Source organism: Acetobacter sp. DsW_54, from assembly GCF_002153575.1.
Lineage (GTDB): Bacteria > Pseudomonadota > Alphaproteobacteria > Acetobacterales > Acetobacteraceae > Acetobacter > Acetobacter fabarum.
In genome coordinates this window covers 83290-105927 of the sequence record NZ_JOPD01000020.1, presented here as the reverse complement: position 1 = coordinate 105927, position 22638 = coordinate 83290, and the positions used below count along the sequence as shown (strand labels likewise).

The 22638-nt window shown below is 56.7% G+C and carries 20 protein-coding genes; 16 read left to right on the top strand and 4 right to left on the bottom strand.

What is annotated here, in order from left to right; translation table 11 throughout:
• Positions 1 to 14 precede the first annotated feature (14 nt).
• Positions 15 to 755: a glycosyltransferase family 2 protein gene (locus HK20_RS09515; RefSeq protein ID WP_198943912.1), complete on the top strand. Its 741-nt coding sequence runs from the start codon at positions 15 to 17 to the stop codon at positions 753 to 755.
• Here HK20_RS09515 and HK20_RS09510 read toward each other — a convergent pair.
• A complete protein-coding gene (locus tag HK20_RS09510; protein ID WP_143296487.1) occupies positions 685 to 1371 on the bottom strand; it encodes a hypothetical protein in 687 nt (228 codons plus the stop codon). The genes HK20_RS09515 and HK20_RS09510 overlap by 71 nt on opposite strands.
• 16 nt (positions 1372 to 1387) lie before the next feature.
• On the opposite strand from HK20_RS09510, the gene HK20_RS09505 reads away from it, so the two are divergent.
• The 15 genes from HK20_RS09505 to HK20_RS09435 all read left to right on the top strand — a co-directional run bounded on the left by HK20_RS09505 (position 1388) and on the right by HK20_RS09435 (position 20094).
• Complete coding sequence (locus HK20_RS09505; RefSeq protein ID WP_086646829.1) at positions 1388 to 1687, top strand: phosphopantetheine-binding protein; 300 nt, start codon at positions 1388 to 1390, stop codon at positions 1685 to 1687.
• Between the two features lie 5 nt (positions 1688 to 1692).
• Complete coding sequence (locus HK20_RS09500; protein WP_086646828.1) at positions 1693 to 3354, top strand: AMP-binding protein; 1662 nt, start codon at positions 1693 to 1695, stop codon at positions 3352 to 3354.
• Positions 3338 to 4240, top strand: a complete 903-nt coding sequence (locus HK20_RS09495; protein ID WP_086646827.1) for a hypothetical protein — start codon at positions 3338 to 3340, stop codon at positions 4238 to 4240. The genes HK20_RS09500 and HK20_RS09495 overlap by 17 nt, the downstream gene beginning before the upstream one ends.
• Positions 4237 to 4812 (top strand): LolA-related protein, encoded by a 576-nt coding sequence (locus tag HK20_RS09490; protein ID WP_086646826.1) that lies wholly within the window; start codon positions 4237 to 4239, stop codon positions 4810 to 4812. The genes HK20_RS09495 and HK20_RS09490 overlap by 4 nt, the downstream gene beginning before the upstream one ends.
• The gene (locus HK20_RS09485) at positions 4809 to 7145 is read left to right on the top strand and encodes an MMPL family transporter (protein ID WP_233129160.1); all 2337 of its coding nucleotides are present in this window, start codon (positions 4809 to 4811) and stop codon (positions 7143 to 7145) included. Before HK20_RS09490 ends, HK20_RS09485 begins: the two co-directional genes overlap by 4 nt.
• The gene (locus HK20_RS09480) at positions 7142 to 8332 is read left to right on the top strand and encodes a beta-ketoacyl-ACP synthase (protein ID WP_086646825.1); all 1191 of its coding nucleotides are present in this window, start codon (positions 7142 to 7144) and stop codon (positions 8330 to 8332) included. The genes HK20_RS09485 and HK20_RS09480 overlap by 4 nt, the downstream gene beginning before the upstream one ends.
• Before the next feature lie 41 nt (positions 8333 to 8373).
• A complete protein-coding gene (locus tag HK20_RS09475) occupies positions 8374 to 9123 on the top strand; it encodes a beta-ketoacyl synthase chain length factor (protein WP_233129159.1) in 750 nt (249 codons plus the stop codon).
• Positions 9117 to 9587 carry a hypothetical protein gene (locus HK20_RS09470; protein ID WP_086646823.1) on the top strand — a complete coding sequence of 157 codons (471 nt, stop codon included), beginning with the start codon at positions 9117 to 9119 and terminating at the stop codon, positions 9585 to 9587. Before HK20_RS09475 ends, HK20_RS09470 begins: the two co-directional genes overlap by 7 nt.
• A complete protein-coding gene (gene fabG / locus HK20_RS09465) occupies positions 9584 to 10303 on the top strand; it encodes a 3-oxoacyl-ACP reductase FabG (RefSeq protein WP_086646822.1) in 720 nt (239 codons plus the stop codon). Before HK20_RS09470 ends, fabG begins: the two co-directional genes overlap by 4 nt.
• Positions 10300 to 11568 carry a tryptophan 7-halogenase gene (locus tag HK20_RS09460; RefSeq protein ID WP_086646821.1) on the top strand — a complete coding sequence of 423 codons (1269 nt, stop codon included), beginning with the start codon at positions 10300 to 10302 and terminating at the stop codon, positions 11566 to 11568. Before fabG ends, HK20_RS09460 begins: the two co-directional genes overlap by 4 nt.
• Before the next feature lie 1554 nt (positions 11569 to 13122).
• Positions 13123 to 13812 (top strand): cupin domain-containing protein, encoded by a 690-nt coding sequence (locus HK20_RS09455; protein ID WP_086646820.1) that lies wholly within the window; start codon positions 13123 to 13125, stop codon positions 13810 to 13812.
• Positions 13813 to 14255: 443 nt separating this feature from the next.
• On the top strand, positions 14256 to 16712 hold the full coding sequence (locus HK20_RS09450) for a TonB-dependent receptor (protein ID WP_086646819.1): 2457 nt from the start codon (positions 14256 to 14258) through the stop codon (positions 16710 to 16712).
• Positions 16713 to 16736: 24 nt separating this feature from the next.
• Positions 16737 to 17447 (top strand): HAD-IA family hydrolase, encoded by a 711-nt coding sequence (locus HK20_RS09445; protein ID WP_086646818.1) that lies wholly within the window; start codon positions 16737 to 16739, stop codon positions 17445 to 17447.
• 13 nt (positions 17448 to 17460) lie between these two features.
• On the top strand, positions 17461 to 18789 hold the full coding sequence (locus HK20_RS09440; RefSeq protein WP_086646817.1) for an MFS transporter: 1329 nt from the start codon (positions 17461 to 17463) through the stop codon (positions 18787 to 18789).
• Between the two features lie 21 nt (positions 18790 to 18810).
• A complete protein-coding gene (locus HK20_RS09435; protein WP_086646816.1) occupies positions 18811 to 20094 on the top strand; it encodes an FAD-binding oxidoreductase in 1284 nt (427 codons plus the stop codon).
• Positions 20095 to 20223: 129 nt separating this feature from the next.
• Here the strand turns inward: HK20_RS09435 and HK20_RS09430 are convergent, their stop codons facing one another.
• From HK20_RS09430 to HK20_RS09420, 3 genes are read right to left on the bottom strand one after another with little or no spacing between them, the layout of a single operon-like run.
• Positions 20224 to 21153: a glyoxylate/hydroxypyruvate reductase A gene (locus HK20_RS09430; protein ID WP_086646815.1), complete on the bottom strand. Its 930-nt coding sequence runs from the start codon at positions 21151 to 21153 to the stop codon at positions 20224 to 20226.
• A 39-nt stretch (positions 21154 to 21192) separates the two neighbouring features.
• Entirely contained in the window at positions 21193 to 22080 is an 888-nt protein-coding gene (locus tag HK20_RS09425) for a GNAT family N-acetyltransferase (RefSeq protein ID WP_086646814.1), read from the bottom strand.
• Positions 22077 to 22574 (bottom strand): Lrp/AsnC family transcriptional regulator, encoded by a 498-nt coding sequence (locus HK20_RS09420; RefSeq protein ID WP_086646813.1) that lies wholly within the window; start codon positions 22572 to 22574, stop codon positions 22077 to 22079. The genes HK20_RS09425 and HK20_RS09420 overlap by 4 nt, the downstream gene beginning before the upstream one ends.
• Positions 22575 to 22638: the final 64 nt, after the last annotated feature.

Here is a 22638-nt window from a genome sequence, read left to right as displayed (position 1 = left end):
CAGGTATGCCTGCCATGTTCCGCTGTATTGTTCTTGTTCCATCCTATAACTCCGGGCTTTTGCTGCGGAGCACGGTTTCTGCCGTGCTGGCAGTCTGGCCGGATGTAGTGGTGGTTACAGATGGCAGCACCGATGGCAGCGACCGTACACTGGATGATATGCTGCCAGCGCATGCAGGGCTCAAAATCCTGCATCTGGCACAAAATGGGGGCAAGGGGCACGCAGTTTTGCAAGGGGCGTTATGGGCCTTGCAGGCAGGCTACACGCATGCCTTGACCATGGATGCAGATGGGCAGCATCCAACGCAGGCTGTACCGGATTTTATTGCTCTCTCCCGTTCCGCTCCGCAGGCTCTGGTATTGGGCGTGCCGGTCTTTGGGCCAGAAGCACCCGCTCTGCGCGTGTGGGGGCGCAAGTTATCCAATATCCTCATTGGTATGGAAACAGGGGGCGCTGTTAAAGATTGCCTGTTTGGTTTTAGGGTTTATCCACTCAAACCACTGGTCACGGCTCTTCAGGCATCACGCTTTATGCGCGGCTTTGATTTTGACCCGGAGGTTGCCGCGCGTATGGTCTGGCAGGGAGTGCCCGCGCTCAATAAACCCGCCGCTGTGCAGTATTTCAACGCAGCCGAAGGAGGGATTTCCCATTTCCATTATGTGCGGGACAACACACGGCTCGTTTTTATGCATCTGAGGTTGTTGTTTGCATGGGCGAGGCGTGTGTGTTGCGGAAAGCCGTTATCGTCGTCCTGAGCGATACGTGCTGGAAGTTGCGTATGACAAGGCGCCTGACACCTGCCTCCATAACCATGAACAACAGCGCCATGGCAAATGTGCCCCCAGAGAGCGGCCATTGCCACATGCCAGCAGGCCCGAACCAGAACAGCAGCGGCGGTGTGGTCAGGGCTGCGGCAAAAAACATGGTCCAAAAAACCGTTAGTGCGTGTGTGTAGAGTGCAATATCCGCCCGCAAGGGGCCATGTACCCGGCTGGCCATAACAGCAACAAGCGGCTGCCGGGATGGCAAAAGGGAGCGGCCAAAAACGAACAGCATCATCCCCAGAGAAGCCGCATAAAGCACGCAGCCATCGGCAACTGTTGCCTGGTGTGGCCAGTACACGGCCAAAGGCACAAGGCAGATAGCCATAACAGCACTTGTTTTAAGGTGCCGGCTTAGTAGAGCAAACGCCATGCACTGCATGAGAAGCGAGATAATACTAACGGGAATTGCTGCGTAAGGTGTATAGGGTATATGCCCAAGAAGAATTGATAGGGACACAAGCATAGCACCAGCCCCACGCCGGAAAGCTGTGTGTCTTTCCAGCCATGTTGGCTTTGCGATAATGCGTGTTTGTGTTAGCTCACTCATGATATCTGCACTTAACATGAGACATGCTGTGAATACGACCCGCTCGACAACAATACAAACGCCTTTTGAGCATGAAGTTGCAGAACGGCTTGTTGCAGCACTTCAGCTTGAAGTCACGGCTGAAGAAATTGCTCCCGAGGCCCCCCTGTTTGGGGAAGGGCTGGGTCTTGATTCCATTGATGCGCTTGAAATTGCCCTGTTTGTCGGGCGTGATTACGGCGTGGCCCTGCGGTCGGAAGACCCGGATAACAAAAAGATTTTTAGCTCCTTGCGGTCTTTGTGCGCATTTGTGCAGGCAAATCGCACTGCTGGGTGAATCTGATGCCCAATATGAGGCCTGACCAGCAATGGCCTGATCTTTCCCTTGTTTATGCTCCTGACAGATCGCTTTTTCTGACCGATCAGGGGGCTGTTACAGGGTGGAGTTTTCTGCATGCCGCCCATGCGGTGGCTGCCTTGCTGCCCGACTGCCCGATTGTGCCTGTCTGCTCAGGTGTGAGTCATTTTACACTCCTGTTTGCAGCAACCCTGCTGCGGGGGCAGCATGTGCTGCTGAGCAGCGAGCGTAATCCCGCCCGGCTGGCAGAGCTCGCGCAGGAGCATAATGCCGTCTGTGTCAGTGTTGAGGGAGATGCCGAGAGCGCATTGCTGGCCGGTAACGGGCTAACGGTGCCAGATGTTCTGGCTATGCCTCCATCGGCTGAAAGTGCGGCTCGGCCTTGCCATAACCCTGTCATCAAGCCGGATACACTGGTGGCGCTGGTTTTTACCTCGGGGAGCACAGGGCAACCGGTCGGGCATCGTAAATACTGGGGTGGGCTGGTTACACGCAGCGTAACAGCACGTGTGCTGCTGGACCCGGATGATGCCCCGGCCTGTCTGGTTGGCACTGTGCCACCGTACCATATGTACGGGTTTGAGGCATTGGTGCTGCAATGCCTGAATACGCGCGTTACCGTGGTTGCAGGGGGCGGTGGTTACCCGGCGGACTGGCAGGCCAGTCTGAACCGGGCTTTTGCCCCGCGCATTCTGGTCACAACACCTTTGCAGTTGCGCACCATGTTGCGTTCGGGGTTAGCTTGGCCAGCTATCCGGCGCGTGGTCTCGGCCTCGGCCCCGCTTGCGCCTGAGCTTGCCGCTGAGGCAGAAGAAGTGCTGGGGACAGAAGTGACCGAGATCTACGGTTCGACAGAAACAGGCTCCATGGCCATCCGGCGGACGGTGAGCGGGGCACACTGGCAGTGGTATAAAGGTGTCACTCCGCATGAACGTGCTGATGGTGTTGAAGTTTCAGCACCGGGTGTGCCGAGCTATCTGCTCGCCGATTTTATTCAAACTCAGAGCGATGGTACATTTTTGCTGCTGGGCCGCATGAAGGACGTGGTCAAGCTGGGTGGCAAGCGGACGTCTCTTGCTGCGCTGAATGCAGTGTTAAACGCCATTCCCGGTGTGGAGGATGGGGCATTTCTGCCTCCTGAAGGTGAAGCCACCAATGTTCTGGCCCGGATGCAGGTTTTTGCCGTATCCTCCACCTTGAGTGCCCAGAGCATTCTGCTGTCCCTGCGGGAGCAGATTGAGCCGGTTTTTCTGCCGCGTAGCGTCAGACTGGTACCTGCCTTACCCCGCAATGCGTTGGGTAAGCTCACCTTGCAGGCGTTGCGTGCCATGGCAGGGCAGGCCATGCAGGAGGAGGAAGTCGGGTCTTTTACGCTGCCTTCTGATCATCCCTGCCTGCCGGGCCATTTTCCCGGCAATCCGGTTGTACCCGGTGTTTTGCTGCTGGAGGCCGGGCTGGAACAGTTGGGGCAGGCCGGGTTGCATGTGGATATGGTCAAATTCCTGCATCCGGTTCTTCCGGGCCAGAAAGTGATTTTTCTGGCCCGGAGTACAGGTTCCGTTGTGCGCCTGACCGCCAAGTTGAATGATCAGCCTGTCATGCGGGCCGTGTTAAAGGCAGAACAAGAGCATGCCACGCACGGCTGACAGGCGCTGGGTTGTGCCGGAGCGGGGTAACCGGTTTGCCATGCAGGTTGCGCTACTTTTGGCCCGCAAGGTTGGAAGGCGGCGGCTGGGGTGGCTTCTTGGCCCCATTACGCTGTATTTTTTTCTGCATAACGGGGCGGCCCGTCGGGCATCGCGCGCTTATTTGCGTCGTGCTTTGCCCATCCGCTCCACAATAACCACCATTATGCGGCATATGCGGTGCTTCGCACAGGTTGTGCTGGACCGTATTTTTTTTCTGCAAAACACCACGGACATGCCACATGTGCGGGTTACGGGGCGGGAGTGCTTTTTACAGGCTCTGGCGGGTGGGCGAGGGTGCCTTTTGCTGGGGGCGCATATCGGGTCGTTTGAAGCGCTCAGGGCTCTGGGGCGGGAGCACGGCATAACATTGCGCATGCTCATGTACCGCTCCAATCTGGGGGGAGCCACGGATGTGCTGGAGACGCTGGACCCTACTTACGCACAAACCATTATTGCCATCGGGCAGGTGGATACCATGCTCCGCGTTGCGGAAAGCCTGGGGCGGGGGGAAGTGGTTGGTATTCTGGGGGACAGAACGCCCGATACAGACCGGTGTATCCGCACAAAAATGCTGGGGGGGGATGTTTTGCTCCCCGAAGGGCCTTTCCGGCTGGGGATGGCTACAGGCGCTCCCATTGTGCTCGTAAGCGCCATACGTGCAGCAGATGGTGTTTATGACGTAAATTTTGTGCCGTTTGGTGTGCCTTACCCCACATCCCGGCAGGGACGGTCCGCTTTTGTGCAACAGGCGGCGGAGCGATACGCGGGCTGGATGGAGGCGCTGTGCCGCAGGCACCCGTTCTCATGGTTTAATTTTTATGATTACTGGAAAGACCTGCCGTGAAAGTTTTTTCTCTTCTGGTGGCATGGGGGCTGCTTGCAGGCATGGGGCAGGCATGGGCGGTCGATAACGGGACAGACCTGACCGGGCAGATTATTGCACATCTGGGGCAGGTGCCCGAGCGTGCGCAGCCTTTCCATGAACAAAAGGATATGGCGGCTCTTACGCACCCATTGCTCTCCAGTGGCGTGCTGCTGTTCCATCGCCCCGCATATCTGGAGAAAAACACGCAGGCCCCACGCCCCGAAAAACTGGTGATCGACGGGAGTATGGTCTCCATCCAGCGGGGGGCGGGGAGTGTGCATAATGTACCGCTGTCGCAAAGCCCTGCTCTTGCACTGCTGGTCACAACCATGCGCGCACCGCTGGAAGGGGACATGGCAAGTCTGACGCATGATTACACCCTGAGCGCACAGGGCGACCTTGGTGCATGGACACTTAATATGGCGCCTCTTTCCCCGCAGGCGGTGCATCTGGTGCGTCTGGTCGTGCTGAAGGGGCGCAATAACGCCATACAGAGCCTGAAGATTGTGCAGGCTAATGGGGATGTGCAGACCCTGACCCTCGACCCGTGAGGCCGCGTAGAAAGCCTGGGGTTCTGGCCGTTACGCTGGCGGTGTCGGTTCTGTTTGCCGTGCTGGTGTTCCTGAATATCCCGCTGCGGATGGATATGGCGGGTTTTTTACCCAAAGGCCATGATGACGGAACACGCTTTTTATTGCGCGAAGTGCAGGGCGGTGTAGCGGGCACTGTTATCATGCTGGGGGTGGAGGGAGCTCCTGAGCCCGAACTTGCCCGGCTTAGTCTGGGCCTGCACACAGCCCTTGCGGGGGATTCCCAGTTTGTTTCTGTCCTGAATGGTGTTTTTGCCACGGATCAGGCCGAGGCCTTGCGTAATCTCCTGTTTGAGCACCGCTACCAGCTTGCCCCCGATAATTCTGTGCGCAAGCTGGATGCACAGGCACTGGGGCAGGCGTTTTCCAATGTTCTGGATGGGCTGGATTCCGCAGCAGGCTCCGTTTTGTCGGATGCACTCCTGCGGGACCCGACAAACGCGTTTGTGCAGACTGTGCGCGCATTGGAGCCGGATGTGCGTGTCCGGGTGGTGCAGGGCGTCTGGTTTGCGCCGGACCGGCCACGTGCCCTGCTGTTGTTGCGCACGCAGGCCCCGGGTATGGACCTTGCCCGGCAGGCTCATGTTGAACAGACCATAACGGCGGCATTTGCCGCCTTGCACCCCGGTTCGGCCAGACTGCTCATGAGCGGCCCATCAGTTTTTGCCGTGTCCAGTGCGGCGGGCATGCGGCGTGATGTGGATATGATGGCGCTGTGTTCCTTTGCGCTGGTTGTGAGTATTCTTTACTGGCGGTTTCGCTCGCTGTGGGTGCTGGCAGCTATTGGTGTGCCGTTTTTGCTCTCGCTGAGCGTTGCCATGCTTGTTGTGCGTCTGGCCTTTGGCTTTGTGCATGGCATTGCATTCGGCTTTGGTATGACCATGCTGGGTGTGGCGCTGGATTACCCGGTGCTGCTTATCGGGCACCGTGACCATGGTGAAGGCCCACAGGCAACCCTGCGTCGTATAGGCCATAGTTTGCGGCTGGGTGTTGCAACGGCTGTGCTGGGGCTAACCGGCATGGTGTTTTGCGGGCTGCCCGGGCTGGCGCAACTGGGCGTGTTTGCTGCCGTGGGGCTTGTGATGGCAGCGCTTGTTACCCTGCATATCATGCCCAGACTGGTCGTTGCAGCAGATCTGGCACCGCATGTGAGCGGGTCGTCCGGGCCTTTGGCTATGGCAGAAGGCTGGCGGCACTACCGGGTTTTGGCCTGCCTGCCTGTTATGTTCTGCACGGTGGCGTTATGGCGCTCTCCCCCGCTCATGGACACACGCCTTACAGCCCTTAGCCCCCTGCCAGAGAAAACCCTGCGACTGGACGATTCATTACGCCGTGATCTTGGTGTACCGGACTCTTCACTCATGCTGGCAGTCTCAGGGCAGAATGCGCAGGCCGTGCTGGAGCGGGAGGAGGCTCTGGCACCAGTATGGATGCAATTGCAGCAAAAGGGCGCACTGGCAGGCGTGCAGGAGGCGGCACGCTTACTGCCTTCGGTGCAGATGCAGCGCAGCCGGGCCAGCCAGTTGCCGCCCCCGGCCGTGTTGCAGGTTGCTATTGCACAGGCAAGGGAAGGACTACCCTTCCGTGCAACGGCCTTTGATGCATTTGTGGCTGATGTGGCGCGTGCACGGCAAATGCCCCCGTTATTACCGCAGGATATGCTGGGCACGCCGGTTGGGGCGGCAATGGCTCCCTTGCTGTTTGCACGGGGCGGGCAATGGTTTGGCCTCGTTTTTCCGGAAAGTGTGAAGGACCATCAGGCTGTAGAACGCGCACTGGCTGGGCAACCGGATGTTCTGGTGCTGGATATGCGCAGGGAGGTGGATAGCCTATCGGCCTACCATACAGGCCGTACATTGCGTTGGATGGCCGTCGGGTGTGTGCTGGCGTTTGTCGTGCTGCTGGTTGGCCTGCGCGATGCCAGGCGCATGTTCCGCGTAATCGGGGCTGTGGCGGCGGTGCAGATTACGGCTCTGGGGGCGTTTGCCCTGTTACATCAGCCCCTTACACTCATTCATCTGATTGCCCTGCAGTTTGTGCTGGGGGTTAGTCTGGATTACGCTCTGTTCTTTGCGCGCCCCCAGCTGGACGCAGAAGAACGGGCCAGAACCATGCGCACATTGCTGACCTGCAATGCCATGACCGTGCTGACTTTTGGCCTTCTGGCAGCCTGCCAGACCCCATTACTGCGCGAAATTGGGATAACCGTTGCTTTTGGTGTTGCGTTAGCCATGATCTACGGCTTTCTTCTGGCTGGACAACGCCCGAATTTTGGACCACCGGACCGACCATGAAACCACTCGCCATTACTGCTGGAACAGTCCTGAGCGCAATCGGGCGAGGATTGGCCGCGACCGAAGATGCGCTGCTTGCGCGTCGTTCGGGGCTAACACCATGTGACTTTGCCGGAATAAAAACAGGCTATGTCGGCTGTGTGCCACAAGCTGGCACGCATGTGCTGGCGGGAGTTGCCCCCGGCTTTACATGCCGCAACAACCAGTTGGTGGATATGGCCTGTGCGCAGGATGGGTTTGCACAGGCAGTGCAGAGAGCCCGCCAGTTTTATGGTGCCCACAGGATTGCCGTGGTGCTGGGCACTTCCACGTCTGGTATTCTCTCAGCCGAAGATGCTTATGAAGCACTGGACCCGGTCACTGGTGCACCGCCCCCGGAGTTTGATCAGGCCCATACGCAGGACCTGTTCTCACTCCCCCGGTTTGTTGCGGCCCGGCTGGGGCTGGAAGGGCCAATACTGAGTGTTTCCAACGCCTGTGCCTCTTCATCCCGTGCATTTGTGGATGCCCGTCATTGGCTGGAGGCCGGGCTGTGCGATGCCGTTGTCGTTGGTGGGGCAGACAGCCTGTGCCGTATGACATTAAGGGGGTTTGCTGCCCTCGGGCTGGTGAGTGCGGAACCAACCCGCCCGTGCGATGCACTGCGCACCGGCATTTCCGTAGGGGAAGGGGCAGGCTTTGTTCTGCTCGAGCGTGAAGGCGCGCGCTCTGGTGCTGAGGTCATGGGGCGGTGGGTTGGTTATGGGGTGAGTAGTGATGGCCACCATATGTCCTCCCCCGATCCGCTGGCACGCGGGGCTGTGGCGGCCATGCGTGAGGCGCTGGAACGGGCCGGGCTGGATGTCACGCAACTGGACTATATCAATCTGCATGGGACCGGCACGGTTGTGAATGACGCCATGGAGGACCACGCCGTGCATACCCTGTTTGGCCGTAGCGTGCCCTGTTCCTCCACCAAAGGCTGGACGGGGCATACTCTGGGGGCCTCCGGGATTATCGAGGCCATGTTTGCTCTTGTGATGATGCGGGCAGGATTTGCGCCGGGCTGCCTGAATGTGCAGCAGATTGACCCCACATTTAACAGCCATGTGCTGACAGACACACTCCATAAGCCGGTCCAGCGGGTAATGAGCAATGCTTTTGGTTTTGGTGGAACCAATTGCAGCCTGATTTTTGAGGGCGTGTGATGCGGGTTTCTGTGCAAGGGATTTCGGTCTGGGGGCCGGGTTTGTCTGGGTGGCCACATGCCGCACGTGTTTTGCAAGGGCAGGAAGACTGGGCACCCGCACCGGTGCAGGTTCCGCCTGCTACCTGCCTGCCCGCCAATGAGCGGCGGCGTTGTGGCCCGTTAACCCGGCTGGCAATTGCGCTGGCGGAGGAAGCCTGCGCGCAGGCAGGCGTACAGGCGGCAGACATAAGGGGGGTATTCGCCAGTTCCAATGGGGATGGAGCTGTGGTGGATAGTATTTTAACCGCCCTGAGCACGCCCGGAGGAGAGGTTTCTCCGACCCAGTTTCATAACTCGGTGCACAATGCGCCAGCGGGGTACTGGACCATAGGGCACGCCAGTCTGGCTCCCGTTGTGGCATTGGGGTGTTATGACTGGTCTTTTGCGCAAGGGTTACTCAAGGCGGCTGCCGAATGTGTGGTGGAAAATGCGCCCGTGCTGTTTGTGGCCTATGACCTGCCCATACCCGGGCCAATTGGCAAAGTCCGTATTACGCACAACACATTTGGTTGCGCCTTTGTGCTGGTGCCACAGGCTAGGCAGGGCGCGGTTTGCAAGCTGGATATAACCCATGCTCCCGGTGCCGCGGCGCAGGATACAACCTTGCCCCCCCAACTTGCAGAGCTTGCGCGGAGTAACCCCGCGGCAGGGGGGCTGGCATTACTCCAGCAGATTGCCAGCGGGCAGGAGGGCATTGTGCATATGACCTGCCAGCCGGGGACCATTCTGGCGGAGGTAAAGCCATGTTAGAGCGTGTAAAGCTGGAGCGCGTGGATATTCTGGCCTTAATCCCGCATCAGGGTGCAAGTTGCCTGCTGGATACCTGCTCCTTCTGGTCGGATACCACATTGCGCGCGCATACAGCGGCCCATTTGCACTCGGATAACCCGTTGCGCCATGCTGGGCAGCTGGGGGTGCTGGTCGGGGCGGAAATGGCCATGCAGGCCGCGGCCCTCCATGGTGCCCTTACAGGGCAGACCATGGCCAGAACCGGCGGTTATCTGGCAGCCCTGCGAGACCTGCAGGCGCAGTGCGACCGGCTGGATTGTGCAGAATATGGCCTGTTGCAGATTGACGTCCTGCGCGAGCAGGTCGATAGCGCTGGTATGGTTTATGGTTTTTCCGTTCATTCCCAGCCGGGGGATCTGCTTTTGCAAGGTCGCGGGACAGTCATGTTTCAACGCGCTGTAGCTGGTGCAGGACGGGCTGAATGAAGCGCGCACTCGTAACCGGTGGCAGCAGCCCGATTGGAGCCGCCATTTGCCATAAACTGGCGGGGAATGGCCTGCATGTTCTGGTGCATGCCCATGCCTCACGCAGCAGGGCGCAGGAGGTTGTGGAGCGCATACGGGCCGAAGGTGGCTCCGCTGAATTATGGTGCTGCGACCTGACAGATGCCAATGCGACCAGACAGGCCCTGACTCCAGTGCTGGAAGCGGGCGTTCCGCAGGTTATTGTCCATAATGCAGGCACCCATGATGACGTAACAATGGCGGGTATGGCCCCAGCCCAGTGGCGGGATGTGCTGGCCGTATCGCTGGATGGTTTTTTTAACGTGGTGCAACCGCTACTGCTCCCCCTGACCCGTACCCGCTGGGGGCGTATTATTGCCCTGTCGTCCATTACCGCGCAGATGGGGAACAGGGGGCAGGTCAATTACGGCGCGGCAAAAGCCGGGCTGGAGGGGGCAGTACGCTCCCTTGCGCGCGAAGTTGGCAGCCGCGGCATTACAGTGAATGCCATAGCGCCGGGCATTATTGCTTCCCCCGCTACGGCAGCGGTTATGAGCGAGGCGGATATTGCCGCTGTGGTTCCGGCCCGCCGTGCGGGACAACCGGAGGAAGTGGCTGATCTGGTAGGGTTTTTGGCCTCGGAGCAGGCTGCCTACATTTCGGGGCAGACCATTGGGGTTAATGGGGGTATGGCATGAGTGGTTCTGATATGTCTGCGCGGGAATGCGATGTTCTGGTTATTGGTGGCGGGCCTGCGGGGAGCACAGCCGCTACGTTGCTGGCCCGGCAGGGTGTGTCGGTCATTATGCTGGAAAAAGATCCGCATCCCCGCTTCCATATTGGTGAGTCCCTGCTGCCCTGCAACATGGAGCTGCTCCGCGACATTGGCGTGCTGGATAAGGTGCGCGAGATCGGGGTATTTAAACCCGGTGCCGAATTTGTATCAGACCGGGGGGAGGGGCGGCTGGCTTTTCCCTTCAGCCAGGCGATCAGCCCGAAGGATACACATGCGTATCAGGTCAGGCGCTCTGAGTTTGATGAAATCCTGTTCCGCAATGCTCAGGCGCATGGGGTGGAAGCCCTTGAAGGCCTGCGGGTAACAGAAGCCCGTTTTACGCCCCGCCAGCCAACGCAGGTTGTTGCGCAGGACGAGGCCGGGCAAACCCACACCTTTACGCCCCGCTTTGTGCTGGATGCATCCGGGCGGGACGGATTTCTGGCGCGGCGTTTGCATACGCGGCATGCCGATAAAAATAACTCTACAGCCGCCATTTTTGCGCATTTCCGCAATGTTGAACGCCGTGAAGCGGATATGGAAGGCTATATTTCCATCCATCTGGTGGATGATGGATGGTTCTGGATGATTCCCCTGCGTGACAACATTATGAGCGTTGGTTTTGTGGGGGATAAAAATGCGTTCAGCTCCCATACCGGCCCCAAAACAGACCTGTTCTGGAAAAAAGTGGCGGAAAGCCCGAGTGTCTCAGAGCGTCTGGCACCAGCGGAACAGTTGGGGGAACTGACAACCACCGGAAACTACTCCTATTGCGCGGACAAAACATGGGGGGAAGGGTATTACATGATCGGGGATGCGTTTGCGTTCCTGGACCCTGTGTTTTCGTCCGGTGTGCTGCTGGCCATGAAGAGTGCTTACCGTGGAGCCCGGGTGGCGCGCGCATGGCTGCGCAGCCCCGCACAGGGGCGCAAGGCTGCCCGGCGTGAGGAATACTGCACACGGCAGGAAATGCGCCGCGTAGCCTGGCTGATTTACGGGATTAATGACCGGGTACAACGGGAGTTATTCCTCAACCCCCGGAATATCCTGCGGATGCGTGACGCCATTATTTCGCTACTGGCAGGGGACTTTGTGGGGCGCTGGCGGGTGCAGGCGCCTCTGCTGGCGTTCCGCTCCGTGCTGGCAACCATGCGCTGGAAATGGACGAAGAAGCGGGTAGCAAACTAAGCCCTTTTGCTACAAGAGCCTGCTGGTTGCCGAGCCATATGTAATAGGCATTATAAAACGCAGCAAAACCCGCAGGCTCTTTTTTCAGCCACTCAGCTAAAGGCCGGCGTTCCGCCGTGATTTGTGCGTAAAGTGTTTGATACCAGAGCAGGTTGGCATGCAGGTCATGGTAACGCGGTTGAGCCAGATAACGGCTGAATGCCCGGTTGTAGTGGCCAAGCAGTGGGTCATCATAAAAAATAAGGGACAGGTTGGTGTTATAGACCGCATTGGGGGTCTGTACGGGGGTAGAGTCCAGAATAACCCCCGGCTCCCCCGGTAGCCAACCATCACGCAGCAGGGTCTGGCGGGTCTGCGGGTCATGGAATAGGGCGTGGAGGTCACCCGGTTTGTGGCGGTCTGCCCGGTCCAGCAGGTTGACCACCTCGTTTTTGGGAACAGGGAAGGTCAGCGCCGCCTGAAGAATAAACTGATGAACAGGCAGTTCATGCCAGAAGTCCGTTGCCGCGAGTGCATTATGGATAAGATGGTTGCAGTTATCCTGCATGACATTGGTTTCAAATGTCTTGGGGCCGTAGTGGTACAGTGCGTTGCGGCTGTTCAGAAAGTCCACAATCTGGACCATCTGGGTCGAACTGACCGGTAATCGGGCGCAGTATCGGGCGCGTCCGTAACTTACGGCGTAATCCGTGCCGATGGAAACTTCGTATTTCCAGTCTTCTGCCGGGGTGTTGGCTGGCCTGTCTGCCAACGCCCAGTCCCGGAATGTAATGGCACTGTAAAGGCCGCGCTTTTGTGCCTCCATTTTCGTGTTCTGGTAGGCTTCCCGCGTCAGACCTTCTCCGGGTTTGAGAATACCATCATAAAAAAACGCACGTCCGGGTATGCCAACCCAGTTTGCATTTACAAAATGGGCGTTCATGCTCACCCCGGTCTCACCCTGCGGGCAGGCTTTGAGCACCGGGTAGGGGGAGGAAGGGTCCAGACAGGCCCCATGCAGGAATAGGACGGCATGCCCCCCCGGTCCCCCGGCAATATCTGCCCCATAACCGGGTTTCTTGGAGATTTGTGAAACGGCGCAGAGTTCGGCCCACTGGGGGAAGAGCGCGTTGTAGGCGCTTTCCTGTGGCAAGGGACCGGGGGTGTTAAAATTAGGTGGTGTGCAGCCCGCAAGAAGGCAGAACGCGACGGAGACCGCGCAGGAAGCTTTAAAAGAGGGCACACACATTCTCGAAATCAAAATGGAAGGAACACGCTTGGCCTTTAAACTGACCGTTTATGAAAGTTAAGGCAAGCGGCGGGGCAATCAAAATAAGAAGCATGCCGCATCCCTGTTCATCTGGCACTCCGGTCTGCATGTTGCGCAAGGTGGGAGTTCAAACTCCATAGGTTGAACAGGGGTGATCTATTGGATGCTGGCCCGTAATAAAATGGAAATGGCGTTTTTGGCGCTAAAACTATCATATCCTGCGTAATGGATGGGGTTATCCTCATGGGAATGGGCTTTGCCCGGCCTGACCCATTTGAACCCATGCAACGCAGGATTTAAGAAAAATGCTCGACATGCAACGTGCTCTGGACCTGAAGGCACTGGCAGCAACATGCCCGCTTACCGCCGGAGATTACAAAACAGCCCGTTACGCGCTGCCTGTGGCTGATGGGGCAGTTTCGCTCGAACTGGTGGCACCACAAGGCACGGGTCATGTTGATGCTGGCAATGAAGATGTTTTTCTGTTTGTGCTGGATGGACAGTTTTCCATAAACGGTACTGGCATGACGGAAGGGCAGGGAAGCAAGGTAAGCGCTGGTACAGCGTTTGACTGGTCTGCCACACCCGGCACCCGCCTGTTTGCGATGGAGGTAACAGAAGCGGAAAAAGGCGAGCCCGGCGTGGTTGTTATTGACCCCGCCGCGGTTATGTCTCCTTCTAACCCGCCACCAGCCGAGTATCTGACTGGCCCAAAACCGGAGTGCCAGAGTGCGCCTGCGTGGCGGTCGTGCAAAGGGCAGTTCTATGGTGGTACATGGTCGGCAACTCCCTATTACAGGAAAAAGGTTCCTTATGTGCATGACGAGTTCATGTACCTGCTTGAAGGTTGCGTATCCTTTGTGAACGAGGCGGGGGAAAAACAGACCTTTAAAGCTGGGGATGCCTTCCTGATCTGCCGGGGTGCAAGCTGTTCGTGGGAAAGCCTTGAGGTGGTGAAAAAAGTCTATGTTATTTTTCGTCCCACAGAACCGTAAAACGAGGAACGTCTGGAGCGCGGGGTATAAAAACCGGGTTCCGCAAAAACATCAAACGGGCTGCCATGCAAAATGGCAGCCTTTTTTTATATGCTCCATTCCAAGGAAGTTCGGGGTGTTTTTGAACAAGGCATATCACCCGCAGCAGGCCATATTCCATGCAGGCAATTAGGGGGGCTTTGGCCATAATCGGGGAATATCAGGCTTCGGGAGGATTTTACTCATTCCGTTATAAAAACGATATGATGTACTGTATAGCATAGGAAATCGGAGTATTCCGCTGCACCGATCCGCACATAATCATTCGGACAACTGGCGCTGTCTCACGCTTTACCGCCCTATTTTGGGTGTTCCGGAGGATAGGCATGGCAAACACTCAAACTTCTTTTGTTTCGCGGAACTGTACGCTGGCGCGGTTTCCGCGCAATGTAGCGCAGAGGGGTATGTCCCGTTCTCTGGCGCTGCTGCTCTCGGTCTCCTCTTTTGCCAGTTTTGGTGGACTATATTGTTCCGGAATCGGAACGGCGTGGGCGGAGGCAGATCACTCCACACCAGCAGCAAAACGGCATGCCAAAGCAACGCCGCGCAAAAACTCCGATGTGTCCAAGGCAGACCCAGCCGCGCGCAAAACAACTGCGGTTGAATCGGCAAAAACGGAAGAAGTCGGCGTAACAGGCCATGTTACCCTGTCTAATGGTGTTACCAACAGAACACCCGGTGGGGGTATGATGCCACCGCAAACTATTGCCAAATCCCGCAGTGGTCTGACGCGTGACTACATTGCCAAGCAGAGCCCGACCAGCAACCCGGCTGCCCTTGTAGCCAGCCTTCCCGGTGTTGTGTATGCAGGCAACGACCCGCTTGGCACGAATGATGACCAGCAGGGCCTGACCATACGCGGCCTTAACCAGCAGGAAATCGGCTTTCTGTTTGAAGGCATTCCCGCGGCGGCTCCCGTGTATTTGCTGCCCTATACATCTGCCGCAGCGGATAACGAAAACATCCAGTCCCTGACACTGACACAGGGTTCGCCAGATACGCGCTCCCCGCTTTACAACGCGGTTGGGGGTGAGCTGTCTGAAACCATGCATGATCCTTCACACCATTTTGGTGGGTTAATTGATGCGTCCTATGGCTCTTTTAGTCTGCGCCGTCATTTTATCCGTGTTGAAACGGGTGATATTGGCAAAACAGGTGTGCGTGGCTTTATCTCCTTCTCGCACCGTGTGGCGGACGAATGGCGCGGTGTGGGTGGAACCCAGCGTTACCATGTTGATATGAAGTTTGTGAAAGACTGGGGTCGCGATAACCACGCAGCCTTTGTTATGAGCTACAACGATGCCCAGCAGTATTACCTGCGTGCCCCCACCAAGGCCCAGTGGGATGCACAGGGTGTTAACTTCAACTATAACGATACACCTTTTGGTTCCTCCCCCGGGAATTACTACAAGTATTATGAAAACAGGATGAAGAAGTTCATTCTGGGTGCGCCGATCAACATGAAGTTCGACCACGGGCTTGCGCTGGATGTTACGCCATATTTTACCTACTCGTGGGGGTATGATAACGGCGGCACCACGCTTGATCGGAACAACAGCTTTCTGGGCCCCAACCCGGCAGGGCCACTTCAGGTGCCGGGCACAAACAACACAATTGTCGCGGACTCTATTGATACCTACACGCTGGCGTATTCGGGTATTAACGCCGCCCTGTCCTGGACGCGTGGGCACAATACGGTTACCGGCGGTGCATGGTATTCCTATTTTGACCAATCCGAGCCGCAGAGCTATCAGGCTGTTAACGCAAATGGCAGTGTTCCAAGCATGTGGGGCGACAACCCCATCCTGACCGCTAATGGCAGTGTGCTGCGGACATATGACATTCATCTCATCCAGCAAACCAACGCGCTGTTCATCAACGATACGTACAAGGCATTCCATGACCGGTTGACACTCACGGCCGGGTTCAAGGAAGTCATGGTCACACGTTCGCAAACCAACAACGTGCCGGGAGTAACTTACGCAACCGGGCAGAGTGTTGCAGAGCCGCTGCCGCAGTTCATGGCCAGCTTTAAAATTACGCCGCATGACCAGATCTATATTAACGGCACCTCTTCCTTCCGTATGCCTGCCTCGATCATGACCTATGCGGACCGCTACAGCATCAGCAGTGGCAAACTGTCCTCCCGGCATGCGACCAAGATTAATCCTGAGTTCGCGATTGGTGAGGAAATTGGTTACAGGCACACGGGTTTTGCCAACGTATCTGTCGCGCTGTTCAACTATAACTTTACGCACCGGCAACTGAGCACAACTACTTATCAGGGGGGGCTGCCTGTTTCTGAATCGATTGATGCGGGTGGGCAGACCATGCGCGGTGTGCAGCTGGAAGTCGGGCTGCGCCGGTGGCACCACTTCAGCCCCTATGTTTCAGGGCAGTATGAACACGCAACCATCGACAGCAACCTGTCTGCGGGTACCAGCGATGGTTCCAACACAACGGTTGCCCTGCCAACCAAAGGTAAGCGGGCTGTCAATACCCCCGAATTCACGGCGGCAATTGGCCTGAACTATGATGATGGATCCATTTTTGGTGGGTTCAACATGAACTACATCGGCAAACAGTATTCAACGTTCATGAACGATGAATCCATCCCGAGCTACGAGACGTTTAATGCCAACATTGGCTATCGTTTCAAGAATATGTGGCTCGCAAAACACCCACAGATCCAGCTGAACCTGCTCAATATTGGCAATAGCGGATATCTGTCTGGCACAAGCAGCATCAAAACCAATGCCCGGAGCATGGTGGTGAATGGCCATACGGTCGCGGGGAGTGCTCCGCAGTATTATGTCGGCGGTGGTTTTGCCGGAGTTCTTTCCTTCTCAACAGGTTTTTAAGCACTAAGTAACGGAGATTGTGACGTGGCCCGTTTTCCCAAAGCATTAACCTTTGATGTTGTCGGCACCCTGATCGACTTTGAAAGCGGCATGATGGATGCGCTGCAGAAGTTGTGTGGGGTTGCCATTGAGCGTGAGGCATTCCTGAGTGCTTACAGAGGTATGCGCGCACGCGGGCAGACCCTGCCTTTTCCGCAGGACTTAAAGCCCATTTACCTGCAACTTGCTGCGCAGTTTGGCCTGCCTGAAACAGAAGCCTATGCCGACGCATTTGTTTACGCCGCCAAAGACTGGCCCGCGTTTGCAGATAGCGTGGAAGCCATGCAGCGCCTTGGTAGGCACTTCAAGCTCGTGGCCATGACCAACACGCAGCGTTGGGCTTTTTCCGGTATGGAAAAAACACTTGGCATGCCATTCCATGATTCCATTACGGTGGATGATGCGCTGTGCGAAAAGCCAGATACCGCCTTTTTTGGTTTTGCCCGGGGCCGCCTGAGCCGGGATGGTATTTTGCAAGGAGATATTCTGCACGTTGCGCAAAGCCAGTACCATGACATCGGGATAGCCCGCAAACTGGGCTACACGGTATGCTGGATCGAGCGGCGTAAAGCTATTGGTGGGTTTGGGGGCACCATTGCGGTCGAAACCCTGACAAAACCAGACTACCATTTTTCTACCTTGAAGGAACTCGCAGACCTGGCAGACCAGGGCGGCCTGCAGATGTTATACTCCTGAGAGGATACAAGGCATGGAAGTCCGGACCCTTGATGACATACCAGCATCGGCCTTTCATTTACGTCTAGCGCTTATTGCTGGTGGCGGGCCTTTTTGCGATGGCTATATTCTGGGCATTATTGGCGTTGTGCTGCCGTTGCTGGTTTCCAGCTTCCATCTGGGAGCCAACGCTACGGGGCTTGTGGGCGCTGCCTCTCTGGCCGGTGTTTTTGTGGGAGGGCTGGCTGGAGGGGTCACCTCTGACCGGTTCGGGCGCAAGATCCTCTATACCGTGAACATTCTTATGTTCACGGTCTTTTCCGCCGCCCAGTTTTTTTGTGCCAGCTTTGCGGGGCTATTGGTCTGGCGTTTTCTTATCGGCATTGCCATTGGCGCGGATTACCCGATTGCGACAGCTTACGTGACCGAGTTCATGCCCCGGCGCTGGCGTGGACCGGCACTGAGCGGGCTCATCACCTTCTGGTGGTTGGGGTATGTGTGCAGTTTTATTATCGGGTATGCGCTGCTTTCGTTTTTTCCCGGTAACTGGCAGCTTATTCTGGGCTCCAGCTTTGTACCGTCACTCTTTTTGCTGCTGTGCCGTGCGGGTATGCCAGAATCTCCTCTGTGGCTGCTCAGTGTTGGGCGGGCGGCGGAAGCTCGGCATATTGTTAAAACATTCCTGAAAATGGATGTTGCGTTTGAAGCACCTTCCCCTACGGTTGCGGCAGGGGGAATACGGCAGGTTATGGCCCTGCTGTGCAGCCCACGTTACCGGGGGTTACTGCTTTTTGTGAGTGCGTTCTGGATACTGCAAAGTGCTCCTGCATTTTCCATCCATACCCTGCAGGCGCAAATTCTGGCGCAAATGCACCTGACCAACCCTGTTCTGGCGGCTTGTGTGGTCACATGCTTTACATTCCTGGGTATTCTGCCGGTCACATTCGGGTTGATTAACAAGATCGGGCGTAGAACACTCCTGATCTGGTCTTTTGTGCTGGCGGCACTCTCCCTGCTCTTTATTGTTGTCTGGCCAGGGCAGGCCGGGTGGGCGGTTCTGGTTGCGTTTATTGTGTATTCAGCAGTGGAAGCTGCGGGGAGTGGCCTTCAGTTCGTGTATCCCAATGAACTGTTCCCCACAGAAATACGCGGCACTGCAGTTGGTTTTGCCTCCTCTGCCAGTCGGCTGGGGGCTGCTTTGGGTACTTTTCTGCTCCCTGTTGGGGTAGCCCATTTTGGCGTGCAGGCAACTCTTTTTGGCGCTTTTGCTCTTCTTGCCCTTGGGGCACTTATATCCTGGCGTTGGGCACCAGAAACAGCAGGGCTTAGCCTTTCTCAGGCTAGTCATATTACCCTTTCCTGATACGGTTATGAGGAACGCGTTATGAAGTTAACCTCTTATTGGCTGGAAACAGCCCCATCATTCACAGCCAGTCCCATTGCCGCTCTGCCGGGTTCAGTGGATGCTGTGGTGGTAGGGGGGGGATTTAGCGGCCTTTCCGCTGCCCTGCGGTTACGCCAGCTGGGTGCATCTGTTGTTCTGCTTGAGCGAGAGCGCGTGGTAGGCGAGGCATCGGGCAGGAATGGTGGCCATGTGAACAATGGCCTTGCGGGCAGTTTTTCCCTCTCATGCAAAAATATGGGTGTGGATAAAGCAACATCCCTTTATAAGGTCTTCAACGCGGCGGTTGATACGGTTGAGGCCGTTGTGCGGGATAACGCGATTGACTGCGATTTTGAGCGCTGCGGCAAACTCAAGGTTGGCAACTTGCAGGCCCATCGGGCTGCTCTGTTGTCTGATTACGAAAAACTCCAGAAAGAAGCCGACCCAGACGTAAAGTTTATAGATGGGCAGCAGATCCGGAGCGAACTGGCATCAGATCTGTTTAATAGCGGGCTGATCTACCCCCAGAGTGCGCGCATGCATATGGGCCGTTTTGGTGTAGGGCTGGCCCAGTCTGTTATGAAGGCGGGCGGACTGATTTTTGAAAACACGCCCATGACCGGCATTAAATCTGGTAAGGGTGGGTTTGAGGTCTCAACCCCGCATGGCCGGATTTTTGCAAAAAACGTGCTTATGGCAACTGGCACCAGCAGGCACGGTCCATCCTGGTTCCGCCAGCGCATTATGCCGGTGGGGAGCTTTATTGTTGCGACCGAGCCCATGGATGCCACAACCCTTGAGCAAGTCATGCCCGGTGGCCGCAATGTTGTGACCATGCAGAACATCCATAACTACTTTAGGGCAACAGCGGATAACCGGCTTATTTTTGGCGGCCGAGCCAGTTTTTCGCGTTCACGGACTACAACGGATATTGCCAGCGGGCATATGCTGCTTGCCGCCATGCGGCGCACGCTTCCTGCCTTGCCAGACGTTAAAATAGACTACTGTTGGGGCGGGGATGTGGATATGACCGTTGATCGTCTGCCCCGTGCAGGCCAGTGGAATGGTGTATATTACACCATGGGGTATAGCGGACATGGTACACAGATGTCTGTTTACATGGGCCAGCGGATGGCTGAGGCCATGAGTGGCATGCCCAGCACCAATCCTCTGGCAGGGCGGTCCTGGCCGAAGATTCCGTTTTATGGTTTGGCGTCACACTTTCTGCCAGTCGTGGGGGCATACTACCGGGCCAAGGATTACGTGCAGAATCTGGAACCCTGATACCGCCATCCGGTCACTCTCATATTGGTGTGGCCGGAGCGTTGCTTACAGCTACGGGTAACTGAACAGGACGGCGGAACAGGCAGGGATAGTTATCCCTGCCTGTTTTTTTGTAATGCGGATTAAAGCTCAATACCCTTTGGAGCGATCGACTTTGGAGGGGAAGTCCCGCTCCCCGGCCAGGTAGCGTTGCACGGTATCAAGGAGCACACGCCCTGCAGTTTCTGTCTGGCTGTTGCTTGCTACATGGGGTGTGACCAGAACATTGGGGTGTGCCCATAAGGGGCTCTCCGCAGGCAGGGGTTCTGGGTCTGTTACGTCCAGAATGGCTGCGCCAATCTGCCCACTATCAAGTGCAGCAAGCAGGTCTTGCGTAACCAGATGCGCCCCGCGAGCAACATTGATGACCTGCGCACCTTTGGGCAGTTTTGCAAACAGATCGGCGTTGAGCATGCCCCGCGTGGCGTCTGTTAGCGGGAGCAGGCAGACCAGAATATCTGTTTCAGCCAAAAACGCGTCTAGTTCCTCCGCACCGGCGTAACAGGTTACGTTGGGCACAGCGTGGCGTGAGCGCGACCAGCCGCGGCAGTTAAACCCGGCATGGGCCAAAGCTCTGGCTACAGGCGTGCCCAGTGTGCCTACCCCCATAACCCCGACCCGGCGCTGCGAAGCTATTTTGTTATGACGGGTTTTCCAGACATGCTGCTTCTGCTGGGCCAGATAGGTTAGTATTTCGCGGTGCAATGTCAGGGTTGCCCACAAAACGTAGTCAACCATGCCGTCCGTTAAGCCGGGTTCGATCATGCGAATAATGGTTACATGCTCGGGTATTGCGCTCATATCAAACTGGTCAACACCCGCCCCGACCGAAAACAGGACTTCAAGGTTGGGAAAACGCTGGAGCAGGTCCGCCGGAGGCTCCCATGCCGCCATAAACCGGACGTCCTCGGGGCTTCCGGTTTCCGGCCAGATATGGAAGGCAAGGTCTGGTAGCGCCTTTTGGAACAGTGGCTTCCAGACTTCTGCGCGCTCACGGGTGGATTTGAGCAGAAAAGACATAACGTAGTTTCCTACAAAATAAGAACAGCCGTGCCTGGTTCAGCACAGCGCCTGACTGCACAGTGCAAAGCAGATGGGGGGCTGTGTTGCTGCATCACCTGTTTCCACCACGTCGGTGGACATGGACACAACAGAACCCACCCGTAGCAGGCCCCACTGGTCCAGCAGGCCAGCTACGGTTTCGTCCTGTGGAATGTCCACCCGCAGGAACTGCCCGGCACAGGTGCCTGCCCAATATGCCAGCATGGGCAGGGCAAAAGCCTGATCCAGCGCAATTATCGGGCCAGTGGCCTGCCCCCAACCAAATTTGCGGCAGAAGGAAAAGCCCAGAATACCTTTTTCTGAATCCACCAGAATCCCGCGCCCATCTTCCATCAGCCGCGTGAGCAGGGCAGAACGGTCAAGCTTGAGAGTTGCTTTATCCATATCACAGATTGCGGTCAGATCAGCCGCCCCCATAGGCCGCATACGGCAGCCTTCCGGCAGGGGGATCAAGGGCACGGTGGAAACATTGCCTTGATGCTGCATAACTACACCCGTGGAATGGAAACCGCTTTTTTCGTATAGCGGCACACCGGCGGATGTGGCGTTCAGGTGGAGCCGGTAACCTGGCAGGGCCTGCCGTACCAGCGCCATAAGGTGCTTGCCAACGCCATGCCCCTGCCAAGCAGGGCTGACAATGATCATGCCCAGACTGGCTGCCTGAGGGCCCCATGCCCACCACAGGAGCGTGCCGATAACGGAGCCATCTGTGGTAGTGGCAACAAAACCATTACCCAGAGCAAGCATCTGCTCCCAGTCTTCCAGCCTGTGGGGCCATGCCAGATCCTTGGAGAGCTGCCATGCCTGAGGAAGATCCTCCGGAGTTATGGGGCGGAATGCAATCTGGGTTTGCAGGATTGGGGGGGAGGTTGCAGTCTGGGTCAAATTTTCTGCTCCGGGAAAAAGTCCTGAATTGGAAAAGACTCTTTTACAATTGGGGATTTTATCACGATGTAACTGAAGTACTTCTCGATCCCGATGTTCAGTTCAAGAAGATTTTCCATGATAATCTGGTAGTGTTCCACATCGCGGGTAATAAACTTGACCAGATAGTCATACCCCCCGCTAATAAGGTGGCACTCCACAACGGTATCCAGCTTGCTGACATGGCTTTCAAAGCGCGCAAAATCATGGCGCCTGTGGTCAGAGAGGGTGATTTCCGTAAACACGGTCAGGATGGACGTAATCTTACGGATATCAATCTGAGCGCCGTAGCCCGTTATGTAGCCAGCAGCCTCCAGCCGTTTGACACGGATAAGGCACGGACTGGCCGAAAGACCAACCCTGTTGGCAAGCTCAACATTGGTCAGGCGACCATTGCGCTGCAACTGCGTGAGAATTTTAAGGTCAATTCTGTCCAGCTTTGGCGTGGGCTGCATGGCAGAGGTGATCTCCAGAGCAAGGATGGGTCGGCCCCGTTGCGGGGCTGATGGAACACTGATC